Genomic DNA, 17999 nt, shown 5'->3' with positions numbered 1-17999 from the left:
GGATTCTGACGGTCCGTCAGAATCCTAGAGGAGGTCGGGCGGCTCAGACGTCGTCGCGCGTGAGCGCCAGCAGCCGGTCCAGGACGCGCGGGCCGCCGGCCCGTACTCCGTCGTGCTCGAACTCGTCGGTCACCCAGGTGCGCAGGCCCCGGACCGCGCGGGCGGTGCGCAGGGAGTGGCCGGTGTCGACGTACATGTCGTCGTGGTAGACCGCCGCCGCGACCGGCACCTCGTTCACGGCGAGGCGGGCCGGGTCGTACAGCGGCGCCCAGTCGGTACGGGCGGCCAGTTCCTCGGCGGTGTCGCGCAGCGGGCGCAGCGCGGGGTCGTTCTCGAACATCCAGGGGTGCACGGACTCGCCGGTGAACAGCAGCGGCCCGTCGTCCGCGAGGGTCTTGGCCGCGTCGAACTGGGGGAACTCGGCGCGCACCCGCTCGGCGGACCAGGCGGTGGGGCGGCCGCCCTGGGCGTAGCAGGCCTCGTGGACCAGCGCGTACAGGGGGTGACCCGCGTACGAGAGCAGCCCCTGGACGTCCTCCTGGAAGGCGTCGGAGAGTGCCGGACCCTTCGGGGTGCGGACGAAGGCGTCCTCCAGGAGGTAGTGCAGGCGGTGGCTGCCGTCGCTGCCGCCGAGGAGGATGCCGAGCGACTGGAAGGCCTCGGCGGTCAGGCGGTAGCCGCCGCTCAGCACCGGCTCGTGCTGGAGCAGGTACTCCGCGATGCGGCGGGCGCGCTCGACGTCCTGCGGGTAGCGCGCGTAGTGCGCGGCGACCTTGCGCTCGATGCGCGGGTAGGCGGCGCGGTAGACGTCGTCGGCGTGCCCGTCGAGGGAGGGCAGGCCGCCGGTGATCACGGCCGCGCTCAGGCCCTCGGGGGCGCTGGAGAGGTAGCGCACGCCGCAGAAGCCGCCGAAACTCTGGCCGAGGACCGTCCAGGGCGCTCCGCCGGTGAGTCCGGGCCGGATGGCCTCGCAGTCCCGGACGATGGAGTCGGCGCGGAAGAGCGCGAGGTAGTCGGCCTGCTCGCGGGGGCCGCCGCGCAGCGGCAGCGTCTGCCGGTTGGCGGGCGTGGAGTGTCCGGTGCCGCGCTGGTCGAGCAGCAGGACGCGGAAGTCCTTCAGGGCCCGGTCGAGCCAGGCCTGACGGCCGACGAAACGATTCGCCCCGAAGCCGGGACCGCCCTGGAGGTAGACCATCCACGGCAGATTCTGGTGCGCCTTGTCGCTCGCGACGACCTCGCGGGCGAACAGTTCGATGGTCTCGCCCGCCGGTCGGTCGTGGTCGAGAGGCACGGTGAAGCGGTGGTCGGTGAGGACGACACCGGGCTGGCGGTAGCTGACGGTCAACAGGTCTCCCGAGACGTACGGATTCCAGGCTGCGTCCCAGTTGAGCACATGTCGCCCGGGCTCCGTGGCCGGGGATCGGGAAAATGAACTGAACAGTGACTCAGCAGTACGGTGACAGGGAACTGAACCGCTGATCAGCGCGCTGCCAGGCTGGAGCGGCGCACCACCAGTTCCGGCTGGAGCACGACCCGGCGGTGCTCGTGCGGCACGGACGTGGCCTCCGCGTCGATCTCCTCCAGGAGCAGCTCGGCCGCGAGGGCGCCCATGGTCACGGCCGGCTGGCGCACGGAGGTGAGCGGGACGGCGGCGGCGGCCGCGAACTCGATGTCGTCGTAGCCGACGATCGCGAGGTCGTCGGGCACACCGACGCCGGCCGCGTACATGGCCTGCAGGACACCGAGGGCGAGCAGGTCGTTGGCGCAGAAGACGGCGGTGGGCCGCTCGGCGAGGCCGAGGAGCCGGGCGCCGGCGTCGCGCCCCGCCGCCACGTCGAGGCGCTCGGTGGGCAGCTCGCGCAGGTTCTCCGGGCCGAGGCCCGCCTCGCGCAGGGCGTGCAGAGCGCCCGTACGGCGGTCCCTCACCTGGCTGAGTCCGGGCGGCCCGCTGACGTACGCGATCGAGCGGTGTCCGGCGTCCACGAGGTGCCGGACGGCCAGCGCGCCGCCCGCCACGTCGTCGACCGAGACCGAGCACTCGGTAGTGCCCTCGGCGACCCGGTCGACCAGGACGAAGGGGATGCCGTTGCGGCGGAAGGCCTCGATGTTGCGTCCGCTCGCGTCGGACGGCGTCAGCAGCACCCCGCGCACCCGCTGCTCGGCGAAGAGCGACAGATAGTCGGCCTCCTCGCTCGGGGACTGGGCGCTGTTGCAGACCATCACCCCGAGTCCGGCCTCCCGCGCGGCGCGCTCGGCGCCCCGGGCCACGTCCACGAAGAACGGGTTGCCCATGTCGAGGACGAGAAGCCCCATGATCCGGCTGCGCCCGGCCCGGAGCTGGCGTGCGGACTCGCTGCGTACATAGCCGAGCCGGTCGATGGCGGACAGGACGCGTGCCCTCGTCTCGGAGGCCACCGAGTCGGGGCGGTTGATCACGTTCGAGACCGTGCCGACGGAGACTCCGGCGGCACGGGCGACGTCCTTGATACCCACCGACTGGGCCATCAGGCGGGAACCTCCAGGAGAAGAGCGAGTAGCGGCAGGCAGGCCCTCACATTACCCGCGAGCGGGCCGCGCACAGCGGTCATGAGGGCAGCCGGAAATCGATGACGTGCAGGGCCGAGGGCGTGGTCCCACTGGACTTCTCCTGGTACATCACGGACAGCGTTCCGTCCTGTGGGACGCGTGTCTCGTCGATGACGACCTCGCCGAAGGCGTTCAGCCCGGCGCCGTCGAACAGGAGTTTCCAGTCGGTGTGCCCGGAGGCCTTCGAGGCGCCCGCGATCCGTCCGAACGGCAGGATCGCGTAGGCGTTGTCGTACCGGTCCAGAACCAGTCTGGTGCGCTGGCTGGAGTTCGGGGCGACCGGGATCTCGGTCTTGGTCCAGCCGCCCGAGGAGTTCTTGCGCAGGTGGAAGGCCCGGCCGTTGGCGGTGCGGTCCGTCACGTAGTTGGTGGTGCACTGGCCGAAGCGTCCGGGCACATAGCTGATGATCGCGTGCGGCAGCCCGGCCGAGTCGGTGGCCTGGCTCTCCTGGTTCATCAGGGAGTGGTCGGGGTCGAGGGAGTCGACGACGAGTCCGGCGTCGGTGACGGCGACGGTGCCCGAGGTCCCGGTGGTGCCGACGACGGTGCCCGCGTCGTTGCGCCAACTGCGGCCCCGGTCGGTGGAGTAGACGTAGCCGGTGTCGTGGTTGGTGATGCCGCCGGCGTTGCACATCACGGCGGCGTTCTGCTCGCGCCAGGTGAAGAAGGAGTGCAGCCGGCCGTTCACGTCGTAGTCGATCCCGTGCAGGTACATGTTGCGGGCCGTGCTCGACCCGTGCGCGCTGGTGTAGGTCCCCGTGGAGGCGGACCATTCGCCGAGTGCGGTCCAGGACGAACCGTCGTACTCCGCGAGGGCGTTGCGCCCGTTCCCGGAGACGCCGACGCGGTAGCTGAGCTGGAGGCGGCCCTCCGGGGTCGCGACGAACTGCGGATAGGTGAACTGCGTGGTGAGCGCGAGGCCGTCCAGGGAGGTCTGGACGGCCCCGAGGACGGCGGAGGTCCAGGCCGTCGACGTGGGACTGTCGAGCAGCCCGGCCACGGACTTGACGTAGAAGAAGCCGTCGCTGTGCGAGTCCATGTTCAGGTGCAGCCGGCCGTCGGTCCGGGAGACTCCCATGGAGATCACGTTGTGGGAGTCGTCGCTCTTGAGCTTGTGGCCGATCGTGATCTTGGACCAGGTGGTGGCGCCGAGCGCACGGCGGGCGACGACCGCGCTGCGGTCGGCGGTGTACCAGGCCGAGTACTGGTAGCCGCGGTAGGTCAACAGGCCGTTCTTCTGGAACGAGTTGTTGTTGACCAGCCCGTCGTAGGAGACGAAGTAGATGGCCTGGGAGTCGAGTTGGGAAGTGCCGGACTGGGTGACGGAGGGGCCGGGAACGGCCGCTCGCGCCGTCTGCGCGGTGAGGGCGGGGCCTGCCACGGCGCCCAGCAGGGCCGTCGTCAGTACGGTGCGTCGTCTCATGTACGGGCTCCTCGATCGGACTGCGGGCGGGTGGGTCGGGGCTGTGCGGGCAAGTCGGGCAGACTGTTCGGGCGAGATGGAACACCGGTCGTTCCACAGCAGATGGAACACCTCGGCCGATCACGCGAGGTGGAACACCTCGGTGAGCGGTCTCATGGCCTCGTCGGGTCTGGCGCCGTCCAGCGCGGTGAAGAACGGCGCCATCTCCGTCTGCCAGCGGGCATTGACGTCGGTGGCTTCCATGGCGGCCTGCGCGGCCGCGAAGTCCTCGGTCTCCAGGTAGCCGACCAGCAGGCCGTCCTCGCGCAGGAAGAGCGAGTAGTTGTGCCACCCGGTGGCCGAGAGGGCGTCGAGCATCTCGGGCCACACGGCGGCGTGCCGCTCGCGGTACTCGTCGAGGCGGTCCGCACGGACCTTCAGCAGAAAGCACACACGTTGCATCGATGACCCTCCGGGGCCTGCGGGCCGGACCGGACGGACCGTCACGACGCCGGAGCGTGAGGACGTCGGCGGACCGGCGGCCGGACCGTCAGAAGTTGAACTGGTCGATGTTCTTCGCGTCGAAGACGGTCGGCTTGCCGAGGCTGATCACGCCGTCCTTGCCGATGGTGAACGAGCCCATGTCGCCGGCCTTGAAGGTCTCGCCCTCCTTGCCGGTGATCTGCCCCGAGGACAGCGCCACGGCCGTACGGGCGGCCAGCTCGCCGAGCTTGGCCGGGTCCCACAGCTCGAAGCCCTCGACGGTGCCGTTCTTGACGTACTTGCGCATGTCGTTGGGGGTGCCGAGGCCGGTCAGCTTGACCTTGCCCTTGTACTTGGAGCCGGACAGGTACTGGGCGGCCGCCTTGATGCCGACGGTGGTCGGGGAGATGATCCCGGCGAGCTTGGGGTGCTCCTGGAGCAGGCCCTGGGTCTGCTGGAAGGACTGCTGGGCCTCGTCGTTGCCGAAGGCGACCTTGACCAGCTTCATGTCCTTGTACTTGGGGTCCTTCAGCTCCTCCTTCATGAAGTCGATCCAGGTGTTCTGGTTCGTCGCGGTCTGCCCGGCGGACAGGATCGCGATCTCGCCCTTGTAGCCGATCTGCTCCGCGAGCAGCTGCACCTCGGTGCGGCCCAGGTCCTCGGCGCTCGCCTGCGAGACGAAGGCGTTGCGGCAGTCGGCCTTGGTGTCGGAGTCGTAGGTGACGACCTTGATCTTGTTCGTCATGGCCTGCTTGAGCGCGGTGCACAGGGCGCCCGGGTCCTGCGCGGAGACCGCCATCGCGTCGACCTGCTGCTGGGTGAGCGTGTTGACGTAACTCACCTGGCCGCTGGTGTCGGTGGCGCTGTTGGTGCCGACCTCCTTGTACTTCGAGCCCAGTTCGGTCAGCGCCTTCTCGCCGCCCTTGTCCGCGGAGGTGAAGTACGGGTTGTTGACCGCCTTGGGCAGGAAGCCGACGGTGAGCCCCTTCTTGGTGGCCGCGTTCGGGTCCGCCTTGGCACCGGCGGCGGCGTTGGAGCCGCCCGAGTCCTTGACGTCGTCCTTGGTGGTGCCACCGCACGCGGTGACGGCCAGGGCGAGGGAGGTGACGGCGGCGAGCGCCGCGCAGGTGCGGCGGATCGATGACTTGCGCATGGGTGAGGGTTCCTTTACGAGGGTGAGCGGAGCGGGGTTACGGAATCGGAGTCGGGGCGGCGGCTCTGCGGCCCGCCCTCGCCACGGAGATCTGCCGCGCGACCCGGGGGCCGAGCACGGAGACGACGAGCAGAACGCCGGTGACGACGATCTGCGACTGCGCGGAGACGTTGAGGAGGCTCATCACGTTCTGCAGCGAGCCGAGCAGGAAGACTCCCGCTATGGCGCCGCCGAGCGTGCCCCTGCCGCCGTCGAAGTCGATACCGCCGAGCAGGACGGCGGCCACGACGGACAGTTCGAGCCCGGTGGCGTTGTCATATCGGGCGCTGGCGTAGTGCAGGGCCCAGAACACGCCGGTCAGGGAGGCCATGAAGCCGGTCGCGACGAACAGCAGCAGCTTCTGCCGCTTGACCCGGATGCCGGCGAACCGGGCGGCCTCCTCGTTGGCGCCGATCGCGAACGCGGAGCGGCCGAAGGGGGTGGCGTGCAGCACGACCACGGCGACGGCGAGCAGCACCAGGAACAGCGGGAGGGCCTGCGGGACGAACGTGTCGCCGATGCGTCCGGCCGCGAAGTCCTGGTACTGGGTGGGGAAGTCGGTGACCGCGTCGGAGCCGAGGATGATCTGCGCGATGCCCCGGTAGGCGGCGAGCGTGCCGATGGTGACGGCGAGCGAGGGCAGTCCGAGCCGGGTCACGAGCAGGCCGTTGACGAGCCCGCACACCACCCCGAGCACCAGACAGAGCGGGATGATCGTCTCGATCGCCATGCCCTGGTTCCACAGGGCGCCCATCACCGAGCCGGAGAGCCCGGCCGTGGAGGCGACGGACAGATCGATCTCGCCGGCCACCACGAGCAGGGTCATGGGCAGGGCGATCAGCGCGATCGGCAGGGTGTTGCCGATCAGGAACGACAGGTTGAGGGCGTTGCCGAAGCCGTCCACGAAGGAGAAGGAGAAGAGCAGCAGGACGATGAGGAGGGCGCCGACGACCGTGTCCCAGCGGACGGCGCGCGCGAGAGCGGAGTCAGCCATGGCGGGCGTTCCTCTTCTTCAGTGCGGAGGCCACGCGCAGCGCGACGATCCGGTCGACCGCGATGGCGAGGATGAGCAGGACGCCGTTGATGGCGAGCACCCAGACGGAGCTGACGCCCAGGGCGGGCAGGACGCTGTTGATGGAGGTGAGCAGCAGGGCGCCGAGCGCGGCTCCGTAGACGCTGCCGGAGCCGCCGGTGAAGACGACGCCGCCGACCACGACCGCGCTGACGACGGTGAGTTCGTAGCCGTTGCCCGTACCGGAGTCGACGTTGCCGAACCGGGCGAGGTAGAGGGCGCCGGCGAGTCCGGCGAGTCCGCCGCAGACGACGTACGCGGTGAGGATGCGCGCCCGGACCGGGATGCCGGCCAGCCGCGCGGCCTCGGGGTTGGAGCCGAGCGCGTAGAGCTCGCGGCCGCTGCCGAAGTGCTTGAGGTAGTACGCGGCGACCACCAGGACGGCCAGGGCGATCAGGGCGAGATACGGGACCGCCGAGATGCCGCCGGAGCCGAAGTCGACGAAGCCGCCGGGGAGATCGGCCGCCGTGATCTGACGGGAGCCGACCCAGATGGAGTCGATGCCGCGGATGATGTAGAGCGTGCCGAGGGTCACGACGAGGGCGGGCACCTGGCCGAGGCTGACGAGCAGGCCGTTGACCAGCCCGCAGCCGACGCCGAGCAGCACCGCGAGGGACACCGCGACGACGGGGTTGCCGCCGCCCTGCAGACAGGTGCCGGCCGCGAAGGCGCTGATGCCGAGGGTCGAGCCGACCGACAGGTCGACGTTGCGGGTGATGACGACCAGGGACTGGCCGGTGGCGACCAGCACGAGGATGGTCGCGTTCAGCAGCAGGTCCTTGACGCCCTGCTCGGACAGGAACTCGCTGTTGCCCGTCTGGGTGATGGCGATCATCACCAGGAAGACGGCCAGGATGGCGAGTTCGCGCATCTTGAAGACGCGGTCCACCAGCCGGGCGCCGCTCGACCTGGGCACCTCGGTGGCGGGGGCGGGCGTGGGCGCGGTCACCGTCATGCGGCGGCCCTCCGGGGGATGATCGGGGTCATTCGGGCAGCCCTCTCGATGGCTGTCATGCGGCGGCCCTCCCGGTGGCGGCGGCCATCACGGTTTCCTCGGTGGCTTCGGAGCGGGGGATCTCGGCGGTGATCCGGCCCTCGTGCATCACGAGCACGCGGTCGGCCATGCCGAGGATCTCGGGCAGATCGGAGGAGATCATCAGGACGGCCACCCCGTCGGCGGCCAACTCGCTGAGCAGGCGGTGCACTTCGGCCTTGGTGCCGACGTCGATGCCGCGGGTGGGCTCGTCGACGATCAGCACCTTGGGGCCGGTGGCCAGCCACTTGGCGAGGACGACCTTCTGCTGGTTGCCGCCGGAGAGCGTGGCGACGGTGTCGGCGATCCGGGCGTGCTTGACCTGAAGCCTGACCGCCCAGTCGAGGGAGCGGCTGCGCTCGGCCCCGCGGTCCATCAGGCCCGCCCGGACCGTCGTACGCAGCCCGGTCAGGCCGATGTTGCGCTCGATGGACATGCCCATCACCAGGCCCTGGGCGCGCCGGTCCTCGGGGACGAGGGCGAGGCCTGCGGCCATGGCGGTGGAGGGGGCACCGTTCGTCAGCGCGCGGCCGTCGACCTCCACCTCCCCGGCGTCCCAGCGGTCCACGCCGAACACGGAGCGCGCGACCTCGGTGCGGCCCGCGCCGACGAGGCCGGCGAGTCCGACGATCTCGCCGCGCCGGACGTCGAAGGAGACATCGGTGAAGACGCCTTCCCGGGTCAATCGGCGCACGCTCAGGGCGACTTCGCCCGCCTCGACGTCCTGCTTGGGGTAGAGCTCGTCGAGGTCACGGCCGACCATCCGGCGTACCAGGTCGTCCTCCGTCATGCCCTCCAGCGGCTCGCTGGAGATCAGGGCTCCGTCGCGCAGGGTCGTCACGCGCCCGCAGATCTGGAAGATCTCCTCCAGCCGGTGCGAGATGAACAGCACCGCGGAGCCCTGCTCGCGCAGCGCCCGGACCACGCCGAACAGGCGGGCCACCTCGCTGCTGGTGAGGGCGGCGGTCGGCTCGTCCATGATCAGGACGCGGGCGTCGAAGGAGAGCGCCTTGGCGATCTCGACGATCTGCTGGTCGGCGATGGACAGTCCGCGGGCCGGGCGCTCGGGGTCGAGTTCGACGCCGAGGCGCTTCATGAGGGCCGCGGTCGCCGCGTGGGTGGCCTTGTGGTCGATGCGGCCGAGGGCCCGCCGGGGCTGACGGCCCATGAAGATGTTCTCGGCGATGGAGAGGTCGGGGAAGAGCGTGGGCTCCTGGTAGATCACCGCGATGCCCGCGTCGCGGGCGTCGGCGGGGCCGTGGAAGACGGTGGGTTCGCCGTCCAGCAGCACCTGGCCGGCCTCCGGTCGGTGCACGCCGGCGAGCGTCTTGATGAGGGTCGACTTGCCCGCGCCGTTCTCTCCGGCGAGCGCGTGCACCTCGCCGGGGAACAGTTCCAGGGACACGTCCCGCAGGGCGCGCACGGCGCCGAAGGACTTCGAGATGTCCTTCAGCGCCAGCACCGGGGTCGGTCCCGTGTCGGACGGGTGGGTCATGAGGGGCTCCTCGACGACGCCGGCGGGACGGCCCCCACAGCGTCGTGAAAGGTTTCAATTGGGTTGCCGGGACGTTAGGCATGCGACCCAGGTCACGTCAATGGGTTCGTGTCGAAATTCTTCGACCGCCTTGTGTCACAACAGGGTCACGGCAATCGCTCCACGCCGGAGGGGTTGACAGCCCTTCGGGGTGCTCATAGCTTCAGCTTCTGAATCGTTTCAGAGGATGTGTTCAGAAGTCCGCTGAACAGCACGGGCGGACGTCCTGCGGAGCGTCCTTCGGGAAGCGCCCTGGGACACCGCCTCGAACGGTTCAGGAAGCCGTCGGACAAGCCGTCCCCTTCGAAGTCGTAGGAGTCCCGAAGTGACCGAGTTCGCCGCGGTGAAGGCCGCTCTCAAGACCCAGGCCGTCGAGACGCCGTCGTGGGCGTACGGGAACTCGGGGACCCGGTTCAAGGTGTTCGCGCAACCGGGCGTGCCCCGGACCCCCCAGGAGAAGCTGGACGACGCCGCCAAGGTGCACGAGTTCACCGGCGCGGCCCCGACCGTCGCCCTGCACATCCCCTGGGACAGGACCGACGACTACGCGGCGCTCGGCAAGCACGCCGAGGAGCGCGGCCTGAAGCTCGGCGCGATCAACTCCAACACCTTCCAGGACGACGACTACCGGCTCGGCTCCGTCTGCCACCCGGACGCGGCGGTGCGCCGCAAGGCCGTCGGCCACCTGCTCGAATGCGTCGACATCATGGACGCCACGGGTTCGAGGGACCTGAAGCTGTGGTTCGCCGACGGGACGAACTACCCCGGCCAGGACGACCTCCGCGCACGCCAGGACCGGCTGGCGGAGGCTCTGGCCCAGGTCTACGCGCGACTCGGCGACCACCAGCGGATGCTGCTGGAGTACAAGTTCTTCGAGCCCGCCTTCTACGCGACGGACGTCCCCGACTGGGGCACCGCGTACGCGCACTGCCTCAAGCTCGGCTCCAAGGCGCAGGTCGTGGTCGACACGGGGCACCACGCCCCCGGCACCAACATCGAGTTCATCGTCGCCACGCTGCTGCGCGAGAACAAGCTCGGCGCCTTCGACTTCAACTCCCGCTTCTACGCCGACGACGACCTGATGGTGGGCGCCGCCGACCCCTTCCAGCTCTTCCGGATCATGTACGAGGTGATCCGCGGCGGCGGCTTCACCCCGGACGTCGCCTTCATGCTCGACCAGTGCCACAACATCGAGGCGAAGATCCCGGCGATCATCCGGTCCGTGATGAACGTGCAGGAGGCCACGGCCAAGGCGCTCCTCGTCGACGGTGCCGCGCTCGCCGAGGCTCAGCGGACCGGTGACGTGCTGGCCGCGAACGCGGTGCTGATGGACGCGTACAGCACGGACGTACGTCCGCTGCTCGCCGAGGTCCGCGCGGAGCTGGGGCTCGACCCCGACCCGGTGGCCGCGTACCGCCGCTCCGGGTGGGCGGAGCGGATCGCCGCCGAGCGGGTCGGGGGGACTCAGGCGGGGTGGGGGGCCTAGGGCCTGTCCGGCCCCGGCCTCTCACCGGCGCCCGCTCTCTCCCAAGGGGCCGGGCACCGACTCCAGCGCCGCCCTCCGGCCCACGGGCGCGGGACCTGAAGGTCGACGCCCCGCCCTGTCTGTCACGCGGGCCAGGGTCCAGCCCCGTACCGCGTCTGCCCCGCGAGGCCCGTCGCGGGCCGCGGGTCGTCCTGGGCTGATCGCGCAGTTCCCCGCGCCCCTGAAGGGCGCTCCTCCTCGGGTTCGTCCGCAGTGCACCCACTCACTCTCCCTAAGGACCTGGAACATGGCACCCCATCCCGAAGCCGCCGCTCTGCTCGCCCGGTCGCACCGGCTCGGCGCCGATCCCCGCAACACCAACTACGCGGGCGGCAACGCCTCCGCGAAGGGCACCGACACCGACCCCGTGACCGGCGGTGACGTGGAGCTGATGTGGGTGAAGGGGTCCGGCGGCGACCTCGGCACCCTCACCGAGTCCGGACTCGCGGTGCTGCGCCTCGACCGGCTACGCGCGATGACCGAGGTGTACCCGGGCGTCGACCGCGAGGACGAGATGGTGGCCGCGTTCGACTACTGCCTGCACGGCAAGGGCGGCGCCGCGCCGTCCATCGACACGGCGATGCACGGGCTCGTCGACGCCCCGCACGTCGACCATCTGCACCCCGACTCGGGGATCGCGCTCGCCTGCGCGGCCGACGGGGAGAAGCTCACCGCCGAGTGCTTCGGCGACCGTGTGGTGTGGGTTCCGTGGCGCCGGCCCGGCTTCCAGCTCGGGCTGGACATCGCGGCGGTCAAGGAGGCCAACCCGGGGGCCGTCGGCTGTGTCCTGGGCGGCCACGGCATCACCGCGTGGGGCGCCACCGCCGAGGAGTGCGAGCGCAACTCGCTGCACATCATCCGCACCGCCGAGGCCTTCCTCGCCGACCGGGGGAAGGCGGAGCCGTTCGGGCCGGTCGTCGATGGGTACGAAGCCCTCGCCCCGCGGGAGCGCCGTGAGCAGGCCGCCGCGCTCGCGCCGCACATCCGGGCCATCGCCTCCCAGGACCGCCCGCAGGTCGGCCACTTCACCGACTCCGAAGAGGTGCTCGACTTCCTCGCCCGCGCCGAGCACCCACGGCTCGCGGCCCTCGGAACCTCGTGCCCGGACCACTTCCTGCGCACCAAGATCAGGCCGCTCGTGCTCGACCTGCCGCCGGCCGCCTCCCTCGACGAAGCGGTCGCCCGGCTCGCGGAGCTGCACGCCGAGTACCGCGTGGAGTACGCCGCCTACTACGAGCGGCACGCGCTGCCCGACTCCCCCGCGATGCGCGGCGCGGACCCGGCGATCGTGCTGGTCCCCGGGGTCGGCATGTTCTCCTTCGGCAAGGACAAGCAGACGGCGCGGGTGGCGGGCGAGTTCTACGTCAACGCGATCAACGTGATGCGCGGTGCCGAGGCCGTCTCGGCGTACGCGCCCATCGAGGAGTCGGAGAAGTTCCGCATCGAGTACTGGGCCCTTGAGGAGGCCAAGCTCCAGCGGATGCCGAAGCCCAAGCCGCTCGCCACCCGCGTCGCCCTGGTGACGGGCGCGGGCAGCGGGATCGGCAGGGCCATCGCCGAGCGGCTGGTGGCCGAGGGCGCGTGTGTCGTGGTCGCCGACCTGAACGCCGAGGGCGCCGAGCGGGTCGCCGCCGAGCTGGGCGGTCCCGACAGGGCCGTCGCCGTCGGCGTGGACGTCACCTCCGAGGAACTGATCGCCGAGGCCTTCCAGGCCGCGGTGCTGGCCTTCGGCGGTGTCGACCTGGTGGTGAACAACGCGGGCATCTCCATCTCCAAGCCGCTCCTGGAGACCACCGCGAAGGACTGGGACCTCCAGCACGACATCATGGCGCGCGGCTCCTTCCTCGTCTCGCGCGAGGCGGCGCGGGTCATGATCGCGCAGAAGCTGGGCGGCGACATCGTCTACATCGCGTCCAAGAACGCGGTCTTCGCCGGCCCGAACAACATCGCCTACTCCGCGACGAAGGCCGACCAGGCCCACCAAGTTCGGCTTCTGGCAGCCGAGTTGGGCGCTCACGGCATCCGGGTCAACGGTGTCAACCCGGACGGTGTCGTGCGCGGCTCGGGCATCTTCGCGGGTGGCTGGGGCGCGCAGCGGGCGGCGACGTACGGCATCGAGGAGGAGAAGCTCGGCGAGTTCTACGCCCAGCGGACCATCCTCAAGCGGGAGGTGCTGCCGGAGCATGTCGCGGCCGCCGTGTTCGCCCTGACGGGCGGGGACCTGACGCACACCACGGGGCTCCACATCCCGGTCGACGCCGGCGTCGCCGCCGCTTTCCTGCGATGACGTCGATGAACGCCCCGCACACCTCCGCGTCGCACACCTCCGCCGCGCGCACCGCCCCGGCGCGTTCCTACGCCGCCGTCGACCTCGGCGCGTCCAGCGGGCGCGTCATGGTCGGCCGCGTCGGCCCGGACACACTCGGACTGACCGAGGCGCACCGCTTCCCGAACCGGCCCGTCCGCGTCCCCGAGGGGCTGCGCTGGGACATCCTGGGGCTGTACGCGGGTGTCCTCGACGGACTGCGCGCGGCCGGGCAGGTCGACTCCGTCGGCATCGACAGCTGGGCGGTGGACTACGGTCTGCTGGACGCCGACGGAGCGCTGCTCGGCAACCCGGTGCACTACCGCGACGCCCGCACCGAGGGTGTCGCGGAGAAGGTGTGGGCGAGCGTGCCCGCCGCCGAACTGTACGCGGCCACGGGGCTCCAGTACGCGCCCTTCAACACCCTGTACCAGCTCACGGCGGCCCGTTCCTCCGCCCAACTCGCTTCGGCTCAGCACCTGTTGCTCGTACCCGACCTGCTGGCGTACTGGCTCACGGGTGAGATGGGCACCGAGCTCACCAACGCCTCCACCACGCAGTTGATCGATCCGAGGACCCGCGACTGGTCGTACGGTCTGGCGGAACGGCTCGGTATCGACCTGCGGCTGTTCCCGCCGCTGCGCCGTCCCGGCGACCCGGCCGGGACCCTGCTGCCGCACGTGCTGGAGGAGACCGGAACGGCCGGCCCGGTGCCGGTGACGACGGTCGGTTCGCACGACACGGCCTCGGCGGTGGCCGCCGTTCCCGCGACCGGGGAGCGGTTCGCCTACATCTGCACCGGCACCTGGTCCCTGGCGGGCCTGGAGCTGGACGCCCCCGTCCTCACCGAGGCGAGCCGGGCCGCCAACTTCACCAATGAACTGGGCCTGGACGGCACGGTCCGCTATCTGCGCAACATCATGGGCTTGTGGCTGCTCCAGGAGTGCGTACGGGAGTGGGGCGACCCCGATCTGGGTGAACTCCTCGCGGCCGCCGCCCAGGTGACGCCGCTGCGGTCCGTCGTGGACGCGGGCGACGCGGCGTTCCTCGCGCCGGGCCGAATGCCGTCACGGATCGCGGACGCCTGCCGGGCCTCGGGGCAGCCGGTGCCCGAGTCCCGCGCCGAGATCACCCGCTGCATCCTCGACTCCCTGGCGCTGGCGCACCGCCGGGCGATCGAGCGGGCGCAGTCCCTCGCCGGACATCCGGTCGACGTCGTGCACATCGTCGGCGGCGGCACCCGCAACGAACTGCTGTGCCGGCTCACCGCCGACGCCTGCGGGCTGCCGGTCGTGGCGGGCCCGGCGGAGGCGGCCGCGCTCGGCAACGTCCTCGTCCAGGCGCGTGCACACGGACTGGTGGGCGACCGTGCCGGGATGCGCGCTCTGGTGGCGCGCACCCAGCCGCTGCGCCGCTACGAGCCGCGGGGCGACACGGCGGCCTGGCGCGCGGCCGAGGCAAGGCTCGGCACACCGTGAGGCACCGAGGGTGAAACGCCCATGAAGCGGACACCGCCGCGTACCCTGCAACCGTCCATGACCGACCCCGAGGAGCCGCGATGCGTGTCGCCCTGTTCCTGACCTGTGTCAACGACACGCTGTATCCGGACACCGGCCGCGCCGTGGTGGATCTGCTGACCCGGCTGGGTGTCGACGTCGACTTCCCGATGGGGCAGACCTGTTGCGGCCAGGCGCACTACAACACCGGCTACCGCCATGAGGCCGAGCCGCTCGCCCGGCGTTTCGCCGAGGTGTTCGGCGAGTACGAGGCGATCGTGACGCCGTCCGGGTCGTGCGGGGCGATGGTGCGGGAGCTGTATCCGCGGATGGGTGAACGGGCCCGCGCGGAAGGGCGCGGCGACACCCTGGCCAGGACACTGGCTCCGGTCGTGCCGAGGACGTACGAGCTCACCGAGTTCCTGGTCGACGTCCTCGGTGTGACGGACGTCGGCGCGTACTACCCGCACACCGTGACCTATCACCCCACCTGTCACGGGCTGCGCGGTCTGGGGCTCGGCGACCGTCCCCTCCGACTGCTCAGGGCCGTCAGGGGACTTGAGCTGCGGGAGCTGCCCGGCGCCGAGGAGTGCTGCGGCTTCGGCGGCACCTTCGCCCTCAAGAACGCCGACGTCTCCGCGGCGATGGGGCTCGACAAGGTGCGCAACGCCGAGTCGACGGGCGCCGAGGTGCTGTGCGCCGCGGACAACTCGTGTCTGATGCACATCGGCGGCACGATGGGCCGCCTGAGGACGGGGATGCGGCCCGTGCACATCGCGGAGATCCTGGCGAGCACGGAAGCGGGCACGGAAACAGGCACCGAAGCCGGCACGGGAGCAGGCTCAGGCACGGTCGAGGACGCGGGCCCGGAAGCCCGCGGGAACACGAGGACGACAGAGGAGCCGAGCGCATGAGCGGAACGTTCGTGGGCATGCCGGCCTTCCCGAAGGCGGCGCACGAGGCCGTCAACAACCCGACCCTGCGCGGCAATCTGCGCCACGCCACCCACACCATCCGCACCAAGCGCGCCAAGGCCGTCGCCGAGGTCTCCGACTGGGCGGAACTGCGCGAGGCCGGCAAGCGGATCAAGGATCACACGCTCCGCCATCTCGACCGCTATCTGGTGCGGTTGGAGGAGTCGGTGACCGCGGCCGGTGGTGTCGTGCACTGGGCCGCCGACGCCGAGGAGGCCAACCGGATCGTCACGGCCCTGGTCAAGATGACCGGCGAGAGCGAGGTCGTGAAGGTCAAATCGATGGCCACGCAGGAGATCGGGCTCAACGAGGCCCTGGAGGCCGCGGGCATCCACGCGTACGAGACCGATCTCGCCGAACTCATCGTGCAGTTGGGCAAGGACCGGCCGTCGCACATCCTCGTCCCGGCGATCCACCGCAACCGCGGCGAGATCCGGGACATCTTCGCCCGCGAGATGGGCGAGTGGGGCCGCCCGGCGCCCGAGGGACTCACCGACACGCCCGCCGAGCTGGCCGAGGCGGCGCGACTGCATCTGCGCGAGAAGTTTCTGCGCGCCAAGGTCGGCATCTCCGGCGCCAACTTCATGGTCGCCGAGACCGGCACCATGGTCGTCGTGGAGTCGGAGGGCAACGGCCGGATGTGCCTGACGCTCCCCGAGACCCTGATCTCGGTCGTCGGCATCGAGAAGATCGTGCCGAGCTGGCGGGACCTGGAGGTGTTCCTGCAGACCCTGCCGCGCTCCTCGACGGCCGAGCGCATGAATCCGTACACCTCGATGTGGACGGGCACCACGGACGGGGACGGCCCCCAGACCTTCCATCTGGTCCTGCTGGACAACGGCCGCACGGACACGCTCGCCGACGAGGTCGGACGCCAGGCGCTGCGCTGCATCCGCTGCTCGGCGTGCCTCAACGTCTGCCCGGTGTACGAGCGGGCGGGCGGCCACGCCTACGGCTCGGTCTACCCGGGCCCGATCGGCGCGATCCTCAGTCCGCAGCTCCGGGGCACCGCGAGCGAGATCGACGCCTCCCTGCCGTTCGCCTCCTCGCTGTGCGGCGCCTGCTACGAGGTCTGTCCGGTCGCGATCGACATCCCCGAAGTCCTCGTCCATCTACGGGAACGGATCGCGCAGGGCGGGCGGGCGACCCGGGACGGCAACACGGTCGTACTGAAGCCGGCCAAGGGGCACGCCGCCGAGCGGGCGGCGATGCGCGCGGCGCGCTGGGCGTTCAGCCACCCCGGCGCGCTGGGCGCCGGGCAGCGGCTGGCCTCCCGGACCCGCCGCTTCCACCCGCGGACCCTGCCGGGCCCCGGCCGGGCGTGGAGCGGGACCCGTGATCTGCCCGCGGTCCCGGCGGAGTCGTTCCGCGAGTGGTGGCAACGTACGCGCGGCGGAAAGGACACGACGAAGTGAGCAGCAGCAGGGATCTGATCCTCGGCCGGGTGCGCCGGGCCCTCGCGGACGTCCCCCGGGCCGACACTCCCCCCGTGTCTGAACAGCCTGGGAGGGACTCCGCGTACGAGCGGGCCGTCGACCGGAGATATCTGCGCGAGCACGGTTCGCGGAGCGTCTCGGAGACGGTGGACCTGCTCGCGGAGAACCTGGCGGACTACCGGGCGATCGTGCACCGCGCCACCGAGGAGGAACTGCCGTACGTCGTCATGCGGCTGCTCGCCGCACGCGGATCCCGGTACGTGCTCGTGCCGCCGGGGCTACCGCCGCAGTGGATGTCGGCGGCGGATCCCACCCGGGTCCACGACCGTGCCGAGAGCACGCCCGGCGAGCTCGACGAGGTGGAGAGCGTGGTGACCGGCTGCGCCATCGCCGTCGCCGAGACCGGCACGATCGTCCTCGACGGCGGCCCCGCCCAGGGCCGCCGCCGGATCACCCTGATCCCGGACCACCACATCTGCGTCGTCCGGGTCCCCGGCCAGGTGGTGGCCTCCGTCCCCCAGGCCCTGGAACGCCTGGACCCGACACGCCCGTTGACCTGGATCTCGGGCCCGTCCGCCACCAGCGACATCGAACTGGACCGGGTGGAGGGGGTGCATGGTCCGCGCACTCTGGAGGTCGTGCTGGTGGGGGGAGCGTGACGGACGAGCCGCGCCGGGGGCGGCGCACCCCGCGCGACCCCCTTTCGTATCACCGGGATCATGGTGCCGCCCATGAACACCGAGCACCTCACCCGCCACGCCCGCGGATCAATCGCGGTGAGGACGATGCAATGAACAATGAGTGGGAATGACTGAAGAGAATACCGTCTGGCACGGGAGTTCCTGATGCTCTCGGCCCTGATCAGCGCCCGGGCCGAGTGGACAGCGACCCGGCACGAGTGTGCGAGTGCCTGGCCGGCGCCTTTGCTGCTTCTCCTAATACTCCAGCGACAGACAAGGCA

General features: G+C 70.9%; 13 protein-coding genes and 1 pseudogene. 6 read left to right on the top strand and 8 right to left on the bottom strand.

Features of this window, described 5'->3' with window-relative positions; genetic code table 11:
- Positions 1 to 43 precede the first annotated feature (43 nt).
- The 8 genes from OG485_RS37535 to OG485_RS37500 form a co-directional block, all read right to left on the bottom strand.
- Positions 44 to 1393: an alpha/beta fold hydrolase gene (locus OG485_RS37535; RefSeq protein WP_328673076.1), complete on the bottom strand. Its 1350-nt coding sequence runs from the start codon at positions 1391 to 1393 to the stop codon at positions 44 to 46.
- 86 nt (positions 1394 to 1479) lie between these two features.
- The gene (locus OG485_RS37530) at positions 1480 to 2505 is read right to left on the bottom strand and encodes a LacI family DNA-binding transcriptional regulator (RefSeq protein WP_328673075.1); all 1026 of its coding nucleotides are present in this window, start codon (positions 2503 to 2505) and stop codon (positions 1480 to 1482) included.
- A gap of 79 nt (positions 2506 to 2584) precedes the next feature.
- Positions 2585 to 4009, bottom strand: coding sequence for a BNR repeat-containing protein (locus tag OG485_RS37525; RefSeq protein ID WP_328673074.1), 1425 nt, complete (start codon positions 4007 to 4009; stop codon positions 2585 to 2587).
- Between the two features lie 120 nt (positions 4010 to 4129).
- Complete coding sequence (locus OG485_RS37520) at positions 4130 to 4450, bottom strand: L-rhamnose mutarotase (protein WP_326784076.1); 321 nt, start codon at positions 4448 to 4450, stop codon at positions 4130 to 4132.
- Between the two features lie 88 nt (positions 4451 to 4538).
- Entirely contained in the window at positions 4539 to 5624 is a 1086-nt protein-coding gene (rhaS, locus tag OG485_RS37515) for a rhamnose ABC transporter substrate-binding protein (RefSeq protein WP_328673073.1), read from the bottom strand.
- A 37-nt stretch (positions 5625 to 5661) separates the two neighbouring features.
- On the bottom strand, positions 5662 to 6657 hold the full coding sequence (locus OG485_RS37510; protein WP_328673071.1) for an ABC transporter permease: 996 nt from the start codon (positions 6655 to 6657) through the stop codon (positions 5662 to 5664).
- On the bottom strand, positions 6650 to 7690 hold the full coding sequence (locus OG485_RS37505; protein WP_328673069.1) for an ABC transporter permease: 1041 nt from the start codon (positions 7688 to 7690) through the stop codon (positions 6650 to 6652). The genes OG485_RS37510 and OG485_RS37505 overlap by 8 nt, the downstream gene beginning before the upstream one ends.
- A gap of 55 nt (positions 7691 to 7745) precedes the next feature.
- On the bottom strand, positions 7746 to 9263 hold the full coding sequence (locus tag OG485_RS37500) for a sugar ABC transporter ATP-binding protein (protein WP_328673066.1): 1518 nt from the start codon (positions 9261 to 9263) through the stop codon (positions 7746 to 7748).
- A 364-nt stretch (positions 9264 to 9627) separates the two neighbouring features.
- Between OG485_RS37500 and rhaI the strand changes: the two genes are divergently transcribed.
- The 6 genes and pseudogenes from rhaI to OG485_RS37470 all read left to right on the top strand — a co-directional run bounded on the left by rhaI (position 9628) and on the right by OG485_RS37470 (position 17697).
- Positions 9628 to 10788: an L-rhamnose isomerase gene (gene rhaI / locus OG485_RS37495; RefSeq protein WP_328673064.1), complete on the top strand. Its 1161-nt coding sequence runs from the start codon at positions 9628 to 9630 to the stop codon at positions 10786 to 10788.
- 286 nt (positions 10789 to 11074) lie between these two features.
- On the top strand, positions 11075 to 13114 hold the full coding sequence (locus OG485_RS37490; RefSeq protein WP_328673061.1) for a bifunctional aldolase/short-chain dehydrogenase: 2040 nt from the start codon (positions 11075 to 11077) through the stop codon (positions 13112 to 13114).
- 5 nt (positions 13115 to 13119) lie between these two features.
- Positions 13120 to 14610 (top strand): rhamnulokinase, encoded by a 1491-nt coding sequence (locus OG485_RS37485; RefSeq protein WP_328673060.1) that lies wholly within the window; start codon positions 13120 to 13122, stop codon positions 14608 to 14610.
- A gap of 80 nt (positions 14611 to 14690) precedes the next feature.
- Positions 14691 to 15428: pseudogene (locus OG485_RS37480) on the top strand ((Fe-S)-binding protein); the annotation flags it as partial.
- Positions 15429 to 15538: 110 nt separating this feature from the next.
- Complete coding sequence (locus tag OG485_RS37475; protein ID WP_328673058.1) at positions 15539 to 17017, top strand: LutB/LldF family L-lactate oxidation iron-sulfur protein; 1479 nt, start codon at positions 15539 to 15541, stop codon at positions 17015 to 17017.
- A complete protein-coding gene (locus tag OG485_RS37470) occupies positions 17014 to 17697 on the top strand; it encodes a LutC/YkgG family protein (RefSeq protein WP_328673056.1) in 684 nt (227 codons plus the stop codon). The genes OG485_RS37475 and OG485_RS37470 overlap by 4 nt, the downstream gene beginning before the upstream one ends.
- Positions 17698 to 17999: the final 302 nt, after the last annotated feature.

Source organism: Streptomyces sp. NBC_00328 (assembly GCF_036139655.1).
Taxonomy (GTDB): Bacteria; Actinomycetota; Actinomycetes; order Streptomycetales; family Streptomycetaceae; genus Streptomyces.
The sequence above is the reverse complement of the archived record's forward strand: the minus strand, read 5'-3'. Positions and strand labels throughout refer to the sequence as shown.